General features: G+C 71.1%; 13 protein-coding genes. 7 read left to right on the top strand and 6 right to left on the bottom strand.

The genetic code is table 11. The features are described from left to right. The first annotated feature begins 4 nt into the window (after window positions 1-4). Window positions 5-2,431 carry a hypothetical protein gene (locus VZQ01_RS12120; RefSeq protein WP_426747882.1) on the top strand — a complete coding sequence of 809 codons (2,427 nt, stop codon included), beginning with the start codon at window positions 5-7 and terminating at the stop codon, window positions 2,429-2,431. Window positions 2,432-2,747: 316 nt separating this feature from the next. On the opposite strand, the gene VZQ01_RS12115 is transcribed toward VZQ01_RS12120, so the two are convergent. Next, the gene (locus VZQ01_RS12115) at window positions 2,748-3,194 is read right to left on the bottom strand and encodes a hypothetical protein (RefSeq protein ID WP_223746356.1); all 447 of its coding nucleotides are present in this window, start codon (window positions 3,192-3,194) and stop codon (window positions 2,748-2,750) included. Between the two features lie 48 nt (window positions 3,195-3,242). On the opposite strand from VZQ01_RS12115, the gene VZQ01_RS12110 reads away from it, so the two are divergent. Next, window positions 3,243-3,731 (top strand): hypothetical protein, encoded by a 489-nt coding sequence (locus tag VZQ01_RS12110; RefSeq protein WP_223746357.1) that lies wholly within the window; start codon window positions 3,243-3,245, stop codon window positions 3,729-3,731. Here the strand turns inward: VZQ01_RS12110 and VZQ01_RS12105 are convergent. Both VZQ01_RS12105 and VZQ01_RS12100 read right to left on the bottom strand, forming a co-directional pair. Beyond that, entirely contained in the window at window positions 3,728-5,398 is a 1,671-nt protein-coding gene (locus VZQ01_RS12105) for a GMC family oxidoreductase (RefSeq protein ID WP_223784815.1), read from the bottom strand. The two genes, VZQ01_RS12110 and VZQ01_RS12105, sit on opposite strands and share 4 nt — an antisense overlap. Then, window positions 5,395-6,048 (bottom strand): gluconate 2-dehydrogenase subunit 3 family protein, encoded by a 654-nt coding sequence (locus VZQ01_RS12100; protein ID WP_426747881.1) that lies wholly within the window; start codon window positions 6,046-6,048, stop codon window positions 5,395-5,397. Before VZQ01_RS12100 ends, VZQ01_RS12105 begins: the two co-directional genes overlap by 4 nt. Before the next feature lie 137 nt (window positions 6,049-6,185). On the opposite strand from VZQ01_RS12100, the gene VZQ01_RS12095 reads away from it, so the two are divergent. Both VZQ01_RS12095 and VZQ01_RS12090 read left to right on the top strand, forming a co-directional pair. Beyond that, on the top strand, window positions 6,186-7,553 hold the full coding sequence (locus VZQ01_RS12095; RefSeq protein WP_426747880.1) for a hypothetical protein: 1,368 nt from the start codon (window positions 6,186-6,188) through the stop codon (window positions 7,551-7,553). Further along, a complete protein-coding gene (locus VZQ01_RS12090) occupies window positions 7,550-8,101 on the top strand; it encodes a hypothetical protein (RefSeq protein ID WP_141328779.1) in 552 nt (183 codons plus the stop codon). The genes VZQ01_RS12095 and VZQ01_RS12090 overlap by 4 nt, the downstream gene beginning before the upstream one ends. A gap of 321 nt (window positions 8,102-8,422) precedes the next feature. On the opposite strand, the gene VZQ01_RS12085 is transcribed toward VZQ01_RS12090, so the two are convergent. Beyond that, entirely contained in the window at window positions 8,423-9,067 is a 645-nt protein-coding gene (locus tag VZQ01_RS12085) for a DUF3332 domain-containing protein (RefSeq protein ID WP_248542176.1), read from the bottom strand. Window positions 9,068-9,205: 138 nt separating this feature from the next. Between VZQ01_RS12085 and VZQ01_RS12080 the strand changes: the two genes are divergently transcribed. Next, window positions 9,206-10,024, top strand: a complete 819-nt coding sequence (locus VZQ01_RS12080) for a M15 family metallopeptidase (RefSeq protein WP_426747879.1) — start codon at window positions 9,206-9,208, stop codon at window positions 10,022-10,024. 5 nt (window positions 10,025-10,029) lie between these two features. Here VZQ01_RS12080 and VZQ01_RS12075 read toward each other — a convergent pair whose 3' ends face one another. Continuing rightward, window positions 10,030-11,394, bottom strand: a complete 1,365-nt coding sequence (locus VZQ01_RS12075) for a sigma 54-interacting transcriptional regulator (RefSeq protein ID WP_248542174.1) — start codon at window positions 11,392-11,394, stop codon at window positions 10,030-10,032. A gap of 128 nt (window positions 11,395-11,522) precedes the next feature. Here VZQ01_RS12075 and VZQ01_RS12070 point away from each other — a divergent pair, with 128 nt between their 5' ends. Next, entirely contained in the window at window positions 11,523-14,213 is a 2,691-nt protein-coding gene (locus tag VZQ01_RS12070; protein WP_426747878.1) for an amidohydrolase family protein, read from the top strand. A 95-nt stretch (window positions 14,214-14,308) separates the two neighbouring features. On the opposite strand, the gene VZQ01_RS12065 is transcribed toward VZQ01_RS12070, so the two are convergent. Further along, window positions 14,309-15,913, bottom strand: a complete 1,605-nt coding sequence (locus VZQ01_RS12065) for a ligand-binding sensor domain-containing protein (RefSeq protein WP_426747877.1) — start codon at window positions 15,911-15,913, stop codon at window positions 14,309-14,311. Window positions 15,914-16,115: 202 nt separating this feature from the next. Here VZQ01_RS12065 and VZQ01_RS12060 point away from each other — a divergent pair, with 202 nt between their 5' ends. Then, window positions 16,116-16,814, top strand: coding sequence for a class I SAM-dependent methyltransferase (locus tag VZQ01_RS12060; protein WP_223746365.1), 699 nt, complete (start codon window positions 16,116-16,118; stop codon window positions 16,812-16,814). The last annotated feature ends 1 nt before the right edge of the window (window position 16,815 follow it).

Genomic DNA, 16,815 nt, shown 5'->3' with positions numbered 1-16,815 from the left:
TGCCATGAAGACCCAAGCCCGACTGCTGTCGCTCTCGCTGCTCGCCCTCGCCGCCGCCTGCTCCTCCAAGGGTGATGACAAGGAGGACGCCGGCACCGTGGCGGTGGTGGATGTCTGCAACAGCCGCGAGGAGGCGCTGACGCTGGACGAGTGCGAGCTCAAGCCCGGTGAGACGCTGGAGCGCTTCCTGGCGAAGGAGGGCCCGCAGCGCGAGGGTGACCAGGACTGGTACCGCATCGTGCTGCCCGCCAACACCACCGCGCGCACGCTGCTCAACCTCAACGGCGTCTACGTGGCCTCCAGCACCGCGGTGCAGCTGTCGCTCACCGTGCTGGAGACGCTGCCGGACGGCAAGGAGGCGGCGCTCGCGAAGAAGGACGACAAGCACGGCCAGGGCGCGCCCAAGCCGGTGGACATGGTGCTGCCCCTGCGCGCGGACCTGGCGGGCAAGACGCTGCTGGTGCTGGTGCAGGACTCGCCGGACGTCGTCTCCCAGCCCAAGTTCGATGCGCGCAGCCCCTACCGGCTGACGGCGCGAATCACCGAGAACCCGGACACCAACGAGCCCAACGACGCCATGGCGGCCGCCACGCCGGTGGCGCTGACGTCGGCGGGCGGGGGGCTCACGGGCACGGCCACCGGCTACCTGGCCACGGACAACGACGTGGACCGCTTCACCTTCGACGTGCCACAGGGGAAGGTCCTCTACGTGGGCCTCACCGCGCCGGACCAGGGCTTCGTGCCCAACTGGCGGCTGTCGTACCAGCTCTTGCGTCCCGGCTTCCTCGTGAAGGAGGAGAAGGAGGACGAGGACCAGGTGCGCCCGAGCGTGCGCCCCGGCGTGCTGGCCACGGCGCGCAAGGTGAAGGAGGCGAAGTACGGCGGCAAGTGGATGCTGGTGGTGCGCGGCTACCGCGGCATCAGCGACCGGGACACCGCGCCGGGTGACATCCAGCAGGCCTACCAGGTGGACGTCCGGGTGCTGGACGAGGCCGACGCGCAGGACTCGCGGGTGGTGGACGGCGTGGTCGTGGGCAACGACAAGGTGGCGGACGCGCTGGCGTGCGGGCTGACCGCTCCGGCGCAGGACCTGGCCACGACGATTCCCTCGGGCGCGACGACGACCTTCACGGGGCGCCTGGGCTACATCGGCGACGAGGACTGGTACGAGGTGAGGCTGCCCGCCACCGCCGCGCCCACGCGGCTGCACTACCACCTGGTCCCCAAGAGCGAGGGGGGCCGCTTCCCGCCGCTGCCGGACATCCCGGACCGTCAGGTGCTCGTCTTCACGCTGGTGTCCAAGGGCGCCACCATCGAGGACTGGCGCACGGCGTGCGTCAACGACAGCACCGAGTGCCCCAAGGGCTACGGGGAGAACCCGGACATCGCCCCGCTGGTGCAGGACTACTGCCGGCGCACGGACTTGCCGGCGCCCATGTGCCTGCACTCGCTGCGCGAGGAGGTGTCGGAGAACCCGCGCTTCGTGAACCTGAGCAACTTCCGGGGCGTCATCCCGGTGCCGGTGTTCACCGGGGAGAAGCGCTACCTCTTCAACGTCCAGGACAACGGCGTGGGCTGGGCGGACGACAAGGACTACGACCTGGTGGTGACGTGGCGCGAGGAGGACGCGGACGAGCAGGGGCGCTACTCGGGCGGCGTCGAGCAGGTGGTGACCAAGGCCATGGCCTCCACCACCGCGTTCCCCGCGCCGCCGGACACCGCGGAGTACAGCGTCTCCGGCAGGCTGTCCCACGGCTACGGCCGGCTGCGCAGCGGTGACGACCGGGTGAACGGCCGCGGCGTGCGCGGCCCCATGGACTACGACGCGGTGCCTTCCGACGTGGACTCGTACCTGTTCACGCTTCCCGCCGTGCCCGCGCCGGAGGACCGCGCGTGGCTGGTGCAGTGGGAGGTGGCGAAGTCACCGGACGGTGGCACCGCGCACGGGCTCGCGCTGGATTTGACGTTCTGTGACGGCGACGCCCCGGCGACGCCGGACGCGGGCATCGAGAACTGCGCGGTGGTGCGCGCGGGCAGCCGCAACCAGGGGCTCACGCTGGGCTACCGCTCGGATGCGCTGAGGGCCTGGCACACGCCGGCGGGTGCTTCGGCCAGCACCCTGCAGCCGCTGTACACGCTGGAGGAGCGGCCCAACTCCACCGTCGTCACCCTGGCGCCGTATGCCTGCGGTTGCCTGGAGGGACGCTTCGTGCGCGGCGGGAAGATGCGCGTGGATGTCTCCGCGTCCGAGCGCAACTCCTACGAGCAGGTGGGCTACACGCTGCGCACCGGCTACGCGGACTACCCGCAATCCTATACGCGGGATGGCGGTGTCACCACGCAGTGCCCGGGACCCGCGGATGCGGGCACGGACCCGGATGGCGGCGTGGCTCCGCTGAGTGGTGGCTGTGTCTTCACGCGTCAGCCTTGAGCGTCGTGGGGGGCGGGGGCCCACCTTCGGGTGGGCGCTCCCGGGCTGTCGTGTCCGGCGGGCGCGGCTCCCACCGGGACAAGGTCTCCCCCCACGCGAGCACGCCGTGTCTGGCCATGAAGGGGTCGTCCGGAACGACTCGCGCGTCCGCCGTCGGGATGCCGGCGCGGTCGGCATGCAAGTCATTGCAACGGGGGCGCTCGCGCGAGGCCGCGGGCAGGGCCTCGTGGCGCAAACCCTGGCGGGCAGTCGACCGCACGGCGCCAGGGTGGATGGGGCGGTCAGGGCCGCCCGTCATCGCTTCGTCCAACGTGTCTCAGGGAGGCGCGATGCCCAGCCCGTTGAGCGTGATGCTCTTCTCGGGGAGGTTCGCCGCGTTCGACTTGATGACCAGCGCGCCCTGATACTGCTGGGCCTCGCGGGGGCGGAACGCCACCTCGACGAAGAAGCGCTCCTTGGACTTCACCTGGAAGGCCTCCTGGGGATTGAGGTCCTGGCCGTCCTTGGAGACCTTCATCGTGAAGACATTCGGGCCGGAGAGGGCGATGCTGGAGACATCCAGCGTATCCTCGCCCATGTTCTTCACCTGGACGGAGTTGAAGCCCGTGGTTCCGACGTAGGTTCCGGAGCGGAACTCCTGGTCGAAAGCCATCTCGTCGCGGTCCGAGATGAGCTGCGGGGCCTTGGGGATTTCCTCGGCGCCTTCGCCGCAGGCGGCGAGTGAGAAGAAGAGAATGGGGAGCCACGGGGTGTGCAGTCGCATGGACGTTCACTCCTCGCTAGAGGGTCGATGATGATGAATGTTGTAACAGTGTTCTGTCGTAAGGCCCAGAGCGTCGGTGCATTCCTGCTCACGTTGCTGGCGGTGGGATGCGGAGACACTCGCGACGACTTCATCGGTCCGCGTGTGAAGGATGTGTGTGATGAGTCATGGCCCGTGTGTGGCCGCGTCGCCGGCTGCATCCTGGGAGAGGAAGGCTATTCGGAGGGTCGCTTCCCCGGCCGCAGCCAGTTCATCGTCCAGGTGCCGGAGGCGTCTCACATCAAGGTGAGCTTCTACCTGGATGAGGTCACCGCGGCGGGCGAGGAGACGGTGGTCATCTTCCACGAGGAGGGCTGCCGGGCGCGCATCCGGACCGCGGCGGACGGCCGCGCGGTGCTCGACTCGATGGAGAAGTTCAGCGTCTTCACGCGCGAGGCGGAGCTCACCGGCGTGGGAGACCACCTCATCGAGTTCGAGTCCGACATGCAGGCGCGCTACGCCGTGAAGGTGGACGTGACGCCCCTGCGCAATCGCTAGCCGCCGGAGGAGACGCCTTGCTTCAGCGTGCGCACCAGGTGGCTGGCCACCCGGAAGCTGTTGGCGGCGATGGTCAGCGTGGAGGGCACGCTGCCGCCGGTGGGCATGAAGCTGCCGTCCACGACGTAGAGGTTGTCCACCTCGTGCGCGCGGCAGTTCCGGTCCAGCACGGACTCGGCCGGGTCGTCGCCGAAGCGGCAGGTGCCGTGCTGGAGGATGGTCGTCTCGCCGGCGACGCTCTTGCGCTCGAGCGAGTCCGGCTCCAGCCGCAAGAGCACCTCCTCGCCGCGCTCGACCAGGAAGCGCGTCGCCGCCAGGTCCATGGGGTGGCGCTCCACGGTGATGGCGGCCACGGGGATGCCGTGCTTGTCCTTCACGTCGCCCTCCACGCTCACGTAGCTGCCCTGCGTGGGGAGGTACTCCGCGTAGACCTCGAACAGCAGGACGCGCGAGTCGCGGTACGCGCGCATGCGGTCCTTGAGCTCCTTGCCGAAGACGGCGGACGCGCCGCTGCCCGCCAGCCCCGACGCCGCGTGGATGGGATTGGGGTGCGTCCACATGAAGCCCAGGGTGCCGCCCTTGCGGAAGCCGAAGCGCGCGTCGGGCATCAGGTAGAAGTCCTGGAGGCTGCGGTTGACGAAGGGCCCAGGGTCCTTGAGCCACGGGCGCCTTTCCGCCTGCTTCGACAGCCGGAACGTCGCCTGGGACTCACCGAAGGAGCTGAAGATGAGGTTCCGCCCCACCAGGCCGTTGCCGTTGGCCAGGCCCCGCGTGAAGCGCCTGGACGTGGAGTTGAGCAGGAGCCGCGCGCTCTCCACCGCGGTGGCGGACACGACGACGACCTTGGCGGGCTGCTCCTGGGCCACGCCGTCCGCGTCCAGGTAGACGACGCTCTTGGCGCGCCCCTTCTTGTCCACCTCCACCGTGCGCGCCATGCAGCCGGGGCGCACCTGGACGTTGCCGGTGGCGACGGCGGCGGGGATGAGGCTGGCGTTGGTGCCGCTCTTGGCGCCCATCTCGCAGCCGTAGCTGCCGCACAGCGCGCAGTACGCGCACGGCGCGCGGCCCTTGTACGGGCGGCTGATGATGCCGCGCGCGGTGGGAATCGAGTGCCAGCCCATGGCCTGGCAGACCTTGTCGATTTCCGACGCCACCGGGTGCACGTCCAGCGGGGGCAGCGGAAAGGGGCCGCTCCGGGGCTCGGCGAAGGGGTGGGGCACGGCCTGTCCGGACACGCCCAGCTCCGCCTCGGCCTTGTCGTAGAAGGGCGCCAGCTCCTCGTAGGAGATGGGCCAGTCGGCGAGCGTGCTGCCCGGCACCGCGCCCAGCGTGGTGCGCAGCCGGAAGTCCACCGGCTTGAGGCGGTAGAAGAAGCCGCTCATGTGCACGGTGCCGCCGCCCACGCAGTTGGCGGTCCACGCCGCGGTGCTGCGCTCGTACTTCCCTTGGGCGCCCTTGCGCACCAGGTGCGGCTCCTCCCAGGGCAGCGGCATGAAGAAGTTGCGGCGGCTGTTGAGGATTTCGTCGTGGACGAAGTCCTGCGGCCGGTAGTGCGGCCCCTTCTCCAGCACCACCACCTTGAAGCCCGCGCGGCCCAGCTCCAGCGCCATGGGCGCGCCGCCCGCGCCGCTGCCGATGATGCAGACATCCACCGGGGGCAGGCTCACTTGTGAACCCCGCACTCGCGCAGGCACTTCGGGCCGTCGTAGCCCTCGGGGGGCGCCATCGCCACGGTGCCCACCGTGTCGAAGCCCATCAGCCTCCAGCCCACCTTGCCCTTGTTGCCGCCGTAGGACGGGTCTCCCAGGAAGCCCTCCAGCGTCAGCACGGTGAGCAGCTCCATGAAGTGCGCCTCGCCGCTCCTGGGCGGGCTGTCCTTGAAGAGCGTGAGCAGCTCGTCCTGCTGCGCGGGCGTGAGCGACGCGAAGCCCTTCTGGAACATGCGCTGCGAGCGGTGCTCCAGCGCGGCCAGTCCCGACATGAAGTCCTCGCGCATGGGCTGCATCGAGGGTGTCTGGAGGATGCGGTCGATGTAGACGGGCACGTCCGCGTCGAGCGCGCCCGGGTCCTCGTCCTTGGGGAGGATGCGCTCGGTGGCGGCGGCCACGACGGCGAACTCGAAGGCGGAGAAGGTGTGCGTCTGCCGCCCTCCGGAGGTGGTGCCCAGCGGGCCGGGGTCCTTCGCGGGCTTGGGCTCCTCGGAGGAGCGCTTGCAGGCCAGGGGCCCCAGCAACACCACGCCTCCGCCGAGGAAGCTCAGCCGCTGGATGAAGGAGCGCCGGGTCAGGCGCCGACGAGCAGGACGCGCACGGGACATAGGCGCGGAAGCGTAACCCAGCGGGGGCATGCCTGGCGCGTGTCTGGATGCGCGCTGCTCGTCTGCTCCCTCGGGTGCGTGGGTGAACTAGGATGCGACGCAACGTTGTGCACGGCCGGAAACGCAAGGAGACCAAGATGAGACGTCATGCCTGGGCACTGGGATTGGCGCTGGCGATGGGCTGCGGCAAGGACTCGAAGCCGGACAACCCGGACGCGGGCCGGCCGGATGGCGGCGGGGGAACGACGGAGACCTTCACCAAGCTGGAGGTGGACGCGGACCCGAGCGAGTTCAATCCCATCTCCAACATCGCCATGGCGGTGGGGCCGAACGACCGCATCGGCATGGTGTACTTCGTGAACAACGGGACGGCGACGGGGAGCGAGACGAACTACGACCTGCGCTACCGCGAGTTCGACGCGGGCGTGCTCGGGCCGGTGGAGAAGATCGCCACCGTGCAGCGGGTGTACGGCGTGTCGGTGGCCTTCGGCGCGAACGGCCAGCCGGCGGTGTCGTACCTGGGCGGTGGACGCGACAGCTCCACGTTCTGGCTGCAGAGCGACCTGGCGGTGTCCTACCGCTCGGCGGCGGGCGTGTGGACGGAGAGCATCGTCGCCACGCGCTCCAACGCGGCGGCCATCAACAACCCGCTGAGCGACGTGGGCTTCCTGGTGGGGCTCAACTCGTCCATCGTGTTCTCGGGCAGCCAGGCGCTCATCGCGTATCGCGACGGGCACAACGGCAACTTCGGGCGCCAGGACTGGGAGTCGGCGGACCTGGAGCTGGCGAGCGGCGGTCCCCCGTCCAGCTGGGCGTTCCGCATGGTGGCGGCGTCGGGTGACACCAAGGCGGGCTACGGCGGACACATCGGGCTCATCATGGCGGGCGCGCAGCCGGCGGTGGTGCACGACTACGTGAAGGAGGGCGCGCAGGCGACGGGCGCCGGAATCGTGTTCCAGCGGCGCGCCGCGGATGGCGTGGCGTGGAGCGCTCCGGTGGAGGTCGCCACGGCGGAGAGCATCGGCAACACGCAGCTGGGGCCCTCCATGGCGTTCGACCCGGAGCAGGGCTTCGGCATCGCCGTGCAGAACCGCGGCTCCTCGTCGCGTGGCGACGTGCTGCTGTACCTGGACTGCCCGAGCCCCACCGCGACGAGCTGCAACACGAAGGGGGAGTGGTCCACGCCGGACCCGGTGTTCGGCCGTGGCACGGGTGGCTGGTATCCGTCGCTCGCGTTCGACCCCATCAACCACGAGCCCTCCATCGCGCACTACTTCTGCTCGTCGGAGTCGGGGAACAACGACACGGGCTGCAACCCGACGGAGGACCGGCTCCTCATCAGCACGCGCATCGGCGGCATCTGGCGTGAGACGGTGGTGGACGAGGACGGCGCGTGGTCTCCAAAGCTCGCGTACCTGTCCACGGGCAAGCGCGTGGTGCTGTACCGCCTGCCGGTGATGGCGCCGTCCAAGAAGGGTGTCCTGCGTCTGGCGGTGGAGCAATGAGGAGCGCGGTCCGCGCCCTCGCGGCGCTGACGCTCTCGGGTGTGGTCTCGGGCGCGGGGATGCTCGCGTGCGCGCGTCCGGACAATTCATTGTCCGGCAGCGTGTCGGAGCTGTTCCCGCTCGAGGTGTCGCGGGTGGAGATCCTCCGCAACGCGGAGGCGCTGCAGGTGAGCTACTTCCGCAACAACGACCTGGACGTGGACCTGGTGGTGCGGCTCACCGTGTCCACGGAGGGGTTGGACCTGCGGCCCGGCGCGAAGGTGAACCTGGCGGGCACGACGCCGTCGGGCGTGGCGCGCGCCACGGTGGTGCACCTCAACGCGGGCGAGCCGGCGCGTGTCTTCGCGCCGGTGGAGAAGGGGGACCTGCAACTGGAGTCGGGAGGCAACCCCGGCGAGCAGACGCGCGGGGACTTCTCCATGTCCTTCAAGAAGGGCGAGGGCTACGGCGCCGGTCGCAGCCTGGAGGGGACGTTCTCCTCCGAGGCGCGCGACGCGGGCTTCGGGCCGGAAGAGGGCGAGCCGCTCGACGCGGGCACGCCTCCGTAGGACCGAGGCGGAGGCGACGCCCGGAGGCTCGGGCGTCGCCTCGCGCGAGGGGCGCGGTCCGCTCGCGCGTCTCAAGTCGGCGCGTCGGCCCCGAGGAGCGCCGCCGCCGCGCCAGCGCCTGGCGCGAACCCTCCGCGCGTCTCGGGTCGGCGCGTCGGCCCCGAGGAGCGCCGCCGCCGCGCCAGCGCCTGGCGCGAACCCTCCGCGCGTCTCGGGGTCGGCGCGTCGGCCCTGAGGAGCGCCGCCGCCGCGCCAGCGCCTGGCGCGAACCCTCCGTCAGCGTGCGGGAGGGCCGCCGGGCGCGCTGCTCGCGGAGCCCCGTCAGTGCGCCGCGCAGGTGTTGAGCGCGAGCCCCTGGGACACGCGGGCCTGGTCCACGGTGTGGCGGGCGAGCGCCGTGGCGCCGCCCTCCTCGTAGATGCGCCGCGCGAGCGCCAGGGCCTCGCTGGCGTGCACCGTCAGCGTCTGGCCCGCGGCGTCCGTCACCGCCACCGCGCCGTCCGCGGCGCCCTCGGCGCGGACCAGCAGGGCGCCCGCGTCGTCGCGCACCGCCATGCCGTTCTCCAGCGGCTCGAAGTGGCGGATGACGGGCTCCTGGCCCTCGCGCTCCAGCTCCAGTCGCATCACGCCGCTCTGGGCGTCGCGCGACATGCGCAGCACGTCCGTGGGGCTCAGGCGCACCACGCGGGTGCCGTCGTCCTCGCCGTCCACGCTGGACACGGGGTTGTTGCCGCTCCAGAACTCGATGCTGTTGATGATGAGCGCGTCGATGAGCGAGCCCAGTTGGTACACGGGCACGATGACGAGCACGAGGAACATCAGCCACTGCACGAACTTCTCGCCCGAGATGTTCTTGTTGAACTGCCAGATCTTCTGCGTGAGCTTGAAACTGCCGAAGCACCCGGTCGCGTGCATCGAGATGAAACCGGCGCACAGCACGGCGAGCCAGGGAGACGGACGCTTCATCGTGAACCCTCCTGGGGGGATGGAAGGACTGCGAAGGCAGACGCACCATGCCACGTCGGTTTTCCCCGGCACACCTTGTTCGCGGCTTCATCCGATGGACAGCACTTCCCAGCCCTTGGAGGTGCGAGGATGCGGGGGATGCCTTCCCCGCGTCTGTCATCGAAAGCCTTCGTCGCGTGGCTCCTGTCCCTGCCGGTGCACGCCGCCGAGCCCGTCGACGCCGGGACGCGCGCACAGCCCCGTGAGGCCGATGCGCCACCCGCCGCGCTCGTGTGTCTGGCCCGGTGGTATCCGGCGCTCACGCCCGTGCGACTCGACTCGGGCTGGGGCTTCTTGCTGCCCGACGGACGCTCCTTCCCGTTCGACGACGGACAGACGAAGTCGTTCGCCCGCAAGCTGGAGGCCCCGGACCTGGAGGACACGCTGTCCATTCCCTATCGAAAGGGGCCCATCACCCCGGTGACCCGCGAGGACGAGGACCCCGGCCGCATCCGCTTCGAGCCGCTGTTCGAGGCCACCTACGGCGCTGCCCGGGAGCAGGTGGACGTCATCCCCATCGACTTCCTGGGTCAGCGCTTGAAGGTGAACCGCAAGGTGGCGCCCGCCTTCGAGCGCGTCAGCGCCCGGCTGGCGTCACTCGTGGCGAAGGACGCCTCGCTCAAGCCCTATCTCCAGGGCGTGGGCGGCACGTTCGTCTGGCGCAACATCGCCAACACGAACCGACGCAGCGCCCACGCGTACGGCGTCTCCATTGACCTCAACGTCGCGCGCTCGCACTACTGGGAATGGCAGAAGCCCCGCAATCCCGTGCGCTGGCGCAACTCCATCCCCCAGGCCCTCGTGGACGCGTTCGAGGCGGAGGGCTTCATCTGGGGAGGCCGCTGGTACCACTACGACACGATGCACTTCGAGTACCGGCCGGAGCTGCTCGACGCCGCGTGTGCTCCGGCCCGGTGACGAGGTCAGTCGCCCTCGCTCTGCACCAGCCCGTACTTGTGCAGCAGCGAGTAGAGGTGCTTGCGGTCCAGCTCCGCCTCGCGAGCGGCGCGGGCGATGTTGCCCTTGGCGCGGCCCAGCAGGCGCGTGAGGTACTCGCGCTCGAAGGCGCGGATGAGCTCGTCCTTGCACACCTTGAACGGGCCGGTGAACTCGGCGGGCAGGAAGTCGCCGGCGGGGGCGGGGGCCTCGCGGGTGAACTCGCGCAGCAGCGCGTCCCCGGCCAGCTCCGGGATGTCCACCATGTGCCGCGCGCGCTCGAGCGCGTTGCGCAGCTCGCGCACGTTGCCCGGCCAGGTGTGTCCGTTGAACTGCTCGCGAATCTTCTCCGGCAGCCGCAGCCACAGGCCCTCGCCCGCGAAGGCGTCCACGAGCAGGGGGATGTCCTCCTTGCGGTCTCTCAAGGGCGGCAGGCTGACGGTGAACACGGAGAGGCGGAAGTAGAGGTCCTCGCGGAAGCGGCCCGCCTGCGTCTCGGCCCAGAGGTCCTTCTTGCTCGCGACGACGATGCGCGCGTCGAACGAGATGGGCGTGGAGGCGCCGAGCCGACGGAACTCGCGGTCCTCAATCGCGCGCAAGAGCTTGGGCTGGAGGTCCAGCGCCAGGTCGTCGATTTCGTCGAGGAACAGCGTGCCGCCGTTGGCGCGCTCCAGACAGCCGATGCGCTGGCTGACGGCGCCGGTGAACGCGCCCTTCTCGTGGCCGAACAGCTCGCTCTCGATGAGGGAGTCGGAGACGCTGGCGCAGTCGAAGACGACGAGCGGCCCGGGCGCGCGGGGGCTCAACTTGTGGATGGCCTTGGCGGCGGCGCCCTTGCCGGAGCCCGTCTCACCCACCAGCAGCAGCGTCGAGTCCGTGGGGGCGATTCTCTGGAGCAGGGCGAAGATCTGCCGCATCGGCAGGCTGCGGCCCACCAGATCTCCCAGCCGGTCCTCCAGCGTGGGCTCCACCTGCACGGGGGCCAGCTGGGGGCTGAAGCGCAGGCGGACATCGCCCACCTCGAGCAGCGCGCCGGGCCGCAGGTACGCCTCGCGCACCTGGGCGCCGTCCAGGAAGGTGCCGTTGGTGGAGCCCAGGTCCTGGACGAGGAAGCGGTCACCCTGGCGGCGCACCACCAGGTGGTTGCGGCTCACCGTGGGGTGGTCGATGACGACGTCGTTGTCGGCCGCCTTGCCGACGCGCAGCGCTTCGTTGGCGAGCGGGAAGACGGTGCCAGCGCGCTCGGTGTCGAGGAGGACGAGGTGGAATTGCTGCGCGGAGAGTCGCTCACCCTGGCCTCGCGCGTTGATGACGGTGTGCGAGGGGATGGGGGCTGGGGGCAGAGGGGGCATGACCGGGCGGGGATTCTAGACGGCTTCTCGTCGCGAGGTGACTTCCTGTCGGGTGGGGTTCAGCCCGCCCTCCAGGCGACCGGGCATGGTTGGAGCCCCAGGGGGCCGTGATACGACGGGCCACCCCTATGCGCTCCTCCTCCCTGCTCCTGCTGCTGGCCTCCGCCTGCGCCACCGTGCCGCGGGCTCCCACCCCCACCACCCCCGCCGAGGCGCCCCCCGGGGCCACGCGTGTCTGGAAGCAGACGCGCGCGGTGGTGGTGCGCCACGCCACGGTGCTGCCCGCCTCCGGCCCGGCCATCGAGGACGGCGCGGTGGCCTGGGTGGATGGAAAGCTGACGGCGGTGGGACGCAACGCCGAGGTCACGAGCCCCCCGGGCGCCGAGGAGGTGGACGGCACCGGCCTCTACGTCACCCCGGGCATCATCGACGCCCACAGCCACCTGGGCGTCTATGCGTCGCCCGACTCCTTCTCCAACTCGGACGGCAACGAGGCCACCGCGCCGGTGACGGCGGAGGTCTCCGCGGAGCACTCGTTCTGGCCGCAGGACCCCGGGCTTCGCCGCGCCGCGGCGGGCGGCGTCACGTCCCTGCTGGTGCTGCCGGGCAGCGCCAACCTGATTGGCGGCCGGGGCTTCCCGGTGAAGCTGCACTTCGGCCGCTCGGCGGCGGAGGTGCGCTTCCCGGGGGCGAAGGACTCGCTGAAGATGGCGTGTGGCGAGAACCCCCGGCGCGTCTACGGCGCGGGGCGCAACATGGCGCCCGCCACCCGCATGGCCAACGTGGCCGGCTACCGACAGGCCTTCGCCCAGGCCCGCGACTACATGGCCAAGCGGGACGAGTGGACGAAGAAGAAGGAGAAGAGCCCGGACGAGGCGGGTCCGGAGCCGATGCGTGATTTGAAGCTGGAGACGCTCGCGGAGGTGCTGCGCGGCAACATCCTGGTGCAGAACCACTGCTACCGCGCGGACGAGATGGAGGTGATGCTCCAGGTGGCCCAGGAGGCGGGCTACACCATCCGCGCCTTCCACCACGCGCTGGAGGCGTACAAGGTCCGCGACAGCCTGGCCGCCAAGGGCGTGGCGGTGGCGACGTGGGCGGACTGGTGGGGCTTCAAGCTGGAGGCGTGGGACGGCATCCCGGAGAACGCGGGCCTGCTGTCGCAGGCGGGCGGCAAGGCCGTCATCCACTCGGACTCCGCCTATGGCATCCAGCGGCTGAACCAGGAGGCCGGCAAGGCGATGTGGCGCGCGCGGGAGTCGGGCATCCCGATTCCGGAGGAGGAGGCGCTGCGCTGGGTGACGCTGAACGCCGCGTGGGTGATGGGCGTGGAGGGTGTCACCGGCTCGCTGGAGCCGGGGAAGATGGCGGACGTGGTGCTGTGGAAGGGCCACCCGCTGAGCGTCTACGCGCGGGCCCAGCGGGTGTGGGCGGACGGCGTGGTGACGTTCGACGCGGGCTCGGGCGCGGTGGAGGCGAGCGACTTCGAGGTGGGCGAGATGGCCCAGGGCCCGGCGAAGCTGGTGGCCGCGTCCGCGCCGGTGCCGTCGCTGACCGACTTGGGCCTCACCGAGCGCTGCGACGTGACGAAGACGCGCGAGTGTGCGCAGCCCCTGGCGCTGGGCACCGAGGCCTGCACCGTGTTCCAGGGCGTGACGGCCTTCACGGGCGCCGCCTGGGTGAGGGTCGCCACGGTGGTGGTGGACGGCGGCAAGGTCGCGAGCGTGCGCCAGCAGGGCGAGGGCGGCGCGGTGCCTTCGGGGTGCCGCACGGTGGACGGCAAGGGCCGCGTGCTGACGCCGGGCCTGGTGGATCCGCTCACGCAGCTCGGACTGGTGGAGGTGGGCGCGGAGGTGTCGACGCAGGACGACGGGCTGCGCGGCGAGGCGAACAAGCGCGACGTGCGCGCGGCGCTGGTGTCCGCGGAGGACGTCAACCCCGTGTCCGCCGCGTTCGCGGTGGCGCGGCTGGGCGGCGTCACCAGCGCGCTGACGGTGCAGCACGGGGGACTCATCTCGGGACAGAGCGCGCTCGTGTCGACGGACGGCGCGGTTCGACGCACGCCGCTGGCGATGCACATCCACCTGGGCATCGGCGGGCGGGACGCGGTGTCGGGCTCGCGGGCGCTGGTGCTGGAGCGGCTGCGCGAGGTGCTGTCGGACGCGCGCGAGTACGGCCGGCGCAAGGGTGACTTCGAGCAGCGGCGCATGCGCGACGTGGGCGCGAGCCGCCTGGACCTGGAGGCGCTGCAGCCGGTGCTCGCGGGCAAGCTGCCGGTGGTGATGGTGGCGCAGAAGGCGTCGGACATCCGGGCGGCGCTGACGCTCGCGCGCGAGTACAACCTCAAGCTCGTCATCGCGGGCGCCAGCGAGGCGTGGCTGGTGGCGAAGGAGCTGGCGGACGCGAAGGTGCCGGTGATCCTGCAGCCCACGCAGAACCTGCCCCTGGACTTCGACCGGCTCAACAGCCGGCTGGACGCGTCGGCGCTGCTGGGCGCGGCGGGCGTGAAGGTGCTGTTCTCCGTGCTGGGCGAGCCCGGTATGGTGCGCACGCTGACGCAGGAGGCGGGCAACGCGGTGGCCTGGGGCCTGCCGCACACCGAGGCGCTCAAGGCGATGACGTCGAACGTCGCGGACGCGCTCGAGCTGCCGGTGGGGCGGCTCGCCCCGGGCGCGACGGCGGACGTGGTGCTGTGGAACGGAGACCCGCTGGAGTCGGCCACGCGGCCTTTGGGCATGTGGCTGGCCGGACGGCAGGTGCCGCTGGTCAGCCGTCAGCAGGCGCTCTTCGAGAAGCACCGCGCGCTGCCCGCGAAGTAGCGCGGGACGTTCGCTGAAATTAACCACGCGGCGACCGTCCCCCGAGGAGGACGGCCGCCGCGTGCCTTCATCGGGACACGAGGCGCGGGCCCGACTCAGTTCCCTTCATAGATGCCGATGACCCCCGCCACCCACTTCTTGGTGGTGGAGTCCTGGTAGCCCAGGAAGGACACCAGCATCCGCCGGCCACTGCCGGAAGCATCCGCCTGGATGTCGCTCACCCGGGACATCCCGTAGCGGCGACCGAACACGTCCAGGCCATAGTTGGTGATGTTGCCGCCCTTGACGCGCGACAGACCGCCGCCCCACGACGCGCCCGTCCAGATGCTGCCGTCGGACGGGTCCTTGCCGAGCGCGGACAGGTACTTGTCCACCAGCCCCGAGCCCTTGCCCAGGTGGCCCAGCACCGCGCCGTTCGCGTCGATGCGCACCAGGCCATTGCTGAAGGAGCTCAGCCACACCGTGCCGTCGTTGGCCACCACCGCGCCGGAGATGTTGTCCGGCACGCGCTCGGCGGGCGTGGAGTACTCCGGCTTCGCGTCCGGCCACAGGTCCAGCTTGTTGGTGGAGTCGTTCTCCGAGCCCGTCTGCGCGCGCCAGAAGTTGCCGCCCAGCGTGCCGTAGCGGAAGCGCGTGGTGCGGTCCGAGCCGCCGAACCAGACGTCGCCGCCCGGGTCCACCGCCACGCCGTAGTACGCGTCCGTCAGGAGAATCACCCGGCCGTTGGCGTCCAGCGCGTTGACGTGCGGGTGCACGTGCTCGAACACGCCGGTGCAGTTGAGTTGGCCGTTGCACATGGGCGCGCCGTTGAACTCCGCGTTGCCGCGCGCGAAGCCGTGGTTGCCGCCGAACCAGATGCTGTTGGTGCGCTTGTCGTAGCGCAGCCGCAGGATGTTGCAGAGCTTCTCGCGCCCGCGGGGCTCCGCGGCCACCACGTTGGGACCGGAGAAGATGTCGTAGTGGATGACGTCCAGCGTGCCGTCGCCGTTGAGCGACACCTTGTCCGCGTCACCGCTCTTGTAGCGCGCGGGGTCGGGGCTGGGGCCGTCCCAGTTGTTCTCGCAGTGCTCGGAGCCCTTGCCGGGCATGCCCTCGTAGCCGACGAAGACGGTGCCCGCCTTGCCGCCCGCCACGGAGATGACCTTCAGGTACTTGGCGCCCGGCGGCGTGCTGCCGTCGTCCATGTACCCGTACGGACGCAGGCCGTCCTCCATGCCGTAGCGCACGAAGCGCTCCGCGCCGCGCTTGAGCAGGAACAGGCCCTCCTCGCCGCCGGCCACCCAGATGTTGCCCGCCTCGTCGGCGCTCACGCCGTACACGGTGAGCGGGCCGCCCTGGTCCGCGCCGTAGAAGCGCCAGCCGGGCGCCGAGGGCAGCGGCGGAATCTCCGCGTCCGCGCGCGGGTCCGGCGTCGTCGGGCCGCCACCGCCGTCCGGCGTGCCGGCATCCGGCCCGGTGGGCTCGCCACCCCCGCCGTCCGGCGTGCCCGCGTCCGGCTCGGTGGGCTCACCGCCCCCGCCGTCCGGCGTGCCCGCGTCCGTCCCGTCCGAGGGGCCTGGCCGCTCGGGCGGAGGGCCCGGGTCGTCCATGCCTGGGTTGTCCTGCTGCGACTCGTCGCTGCTCTTGGAGTCGCAACCCGCCACGGTCCACATCGCGCCCGCCATGAAGAGCGCACCCGCCCAGCGCCATCCCCGCGTCATCCGCATCCACCCCGCGAAACCCGGACCGCCCCGGATGGGCGACCGTCGTCCGGGCACCTGCATCGCAAGGCCGATGCCAGGGTTTACCGCCGCTCCAAGCCGCCCTTCGTCCGCTCCCGGACAACGGGTGGGCAATCGGCTGCCCTGCCAGGGCAAGTCGCTGTCCCGAAGACCCCAGCAAACGTGCTAGTGGCTTGCCTCCATGGGTGGGAACGACGCGCGAGGTCGCACACCGCTGTCCCTGGTGGGCCAGGAGCCGGACCTCCTCTTCTACACACGGCAGGCGGCCGAGCACGGCGGGCCAGTGTTGGTCCTGGGCGCCGCCAACGGCCGGGTGGTCTGGGCCCTGGCCGAGCACGGCTACACCGCGGTGGGCGTGGACCCCTCCGAGGTGATGATCCGCTCCGCCGAGGAGCGCCGCGCCTCGGAGCCCGCGGAGGTCTCCAACCGCGCCCGCTTCCTCGTCGCGGACCCGCGCGCGCTGCGGATGCCGGACCGCTTCCCGCTGGTGCTCGCCCCCCAGCACGCGCTGGGGCTGATGCCGGGCAATGACGATTTGGAGGCGTTCCTCGCGACGGTGCGCCACCACCTCACGCCCGACGGCACCTTCGTCTACGACGTGCTCAACACGCCGCGCGAGCCGGTGCTCCCGCGCGATGACGAAGAGCCCAACGCGGGCCTGGAGCCGCGCCGCCCGCTGTTCGCCCTGCACCTGCGCGAGCGCAAGCAGCCGGGCGTGCCCAGCCCCATCCGCCGGCTCAAGCTGCGGCACTTCTCGCCCCAGGAGCTGGACAGCGCCCTCACCGCCGCGGGCTTCATCCCGCGCGAGCGCTACGGGCGCTTCGACGGCAAGCCCTTCGACCTGGAGGACTCGCGCCACATCGGCGTCGCGGGGCCGTGAG

The sequence above is a fragment of the Myxococcus faecalis genome (assembly GCF_050039385.1).
GTDB lineage: Bacteria > Myxococcota > Myxococcia > Myxococcales > Myxococcaceae > Myxococcus > Myxococcus fulvus.
This window is presented reverse-complemented; position numbering and strand designations above follow the sequence as displayed.

What these genes read in the sequence shown, in the direction of transcription:
- VZQ01_RS12120 (WP_426747882.1), top strand. Translation starts at nt 5, where the DNA reads ATGAAGACCCAAGCCCGACTGCTGTCGCTCTCGCTGCTCGCCCTCGCC.
- VZQ01_RS12115 (WP_223746356.1), bottom strand. Translation starts at nt 3,194, where the DNA reads ATGCGACTGCACACCCCGTGGCTCCCCATTCTCTTCTTCTCACTCGCC.
- VZQ01_RS12100 (WP_426747881.1), bottom strand. Translation starts at nt 6,048, where the DNA reads ATGTCCCGTGCGCGTCCTGCTCGTCGGCGCCTGACCCGGCGCTCCTTC.
- VZQ01_RS12095 (WP_426747880.1), top strand. Translation starts at nt 6,186, where the DNA reads ATGAGACGTCATGCCTGGGCACTGGGATTGGCGCTGGCGATGGGCTGC.
- VZQ01_RS12090 (WP_141328779.1), top strand. Translation starts at nt 7,550, where the DNA reads ATGAGGAGCGCGGTCCGCGCCCTCGCGGCGCTGACGCTCTCGGGTGTG.
- VZQ01_RS12085 (WP_248542176.1), bottom strand. Translation starts at nt 9,067, where the DNA reads ATGAAGCGTCCGTCTCCCTGGCTCGCCGTGCTGTGCGCCGGTTTCATC.
- VZQ01_RS12080 (WP_426747879.1), top strand. Translation starts at nt 9,206, where the DNA reads ATGCCTTCCCCGCGTCTGTCATCGAAAGCCTTCGTCGCGTGGCTCCTG.
- VZQ01_RS12075 (WP_248542174.1), bottom strand. Translation starts at nt 11,394, where the DNA reads ATGCCCCCTCTGCCCCCAGCCCCCATCCCCTCGCACACCGTCATCAAC.
- VZQ01_RS12070 (WP_426747878.1), top strand. Translation starts at nt 11,523, where the DNA reads ATGCGCTCCTCCTCCCTGCTCCTGCTGCTGGCCTCCGCCTGCGCCACC.
- VZQ01_RS12065 (WP_426747877.1), bottom strand. Translation starts at nt 15,913, where the DNA reads ATGACGCGGGGATGGCGCTGGGCGGGTGCGCTCTTCATGGCGGGCGCG.
- VZQ01_RS12060 (WP_223746365.1), top strand. Translation starts at nt 16,116, where the DNA reads ATGGGTGGGAACGACGCGCGAGGTCGCACACCGCTGTCCCTGGTGGGC.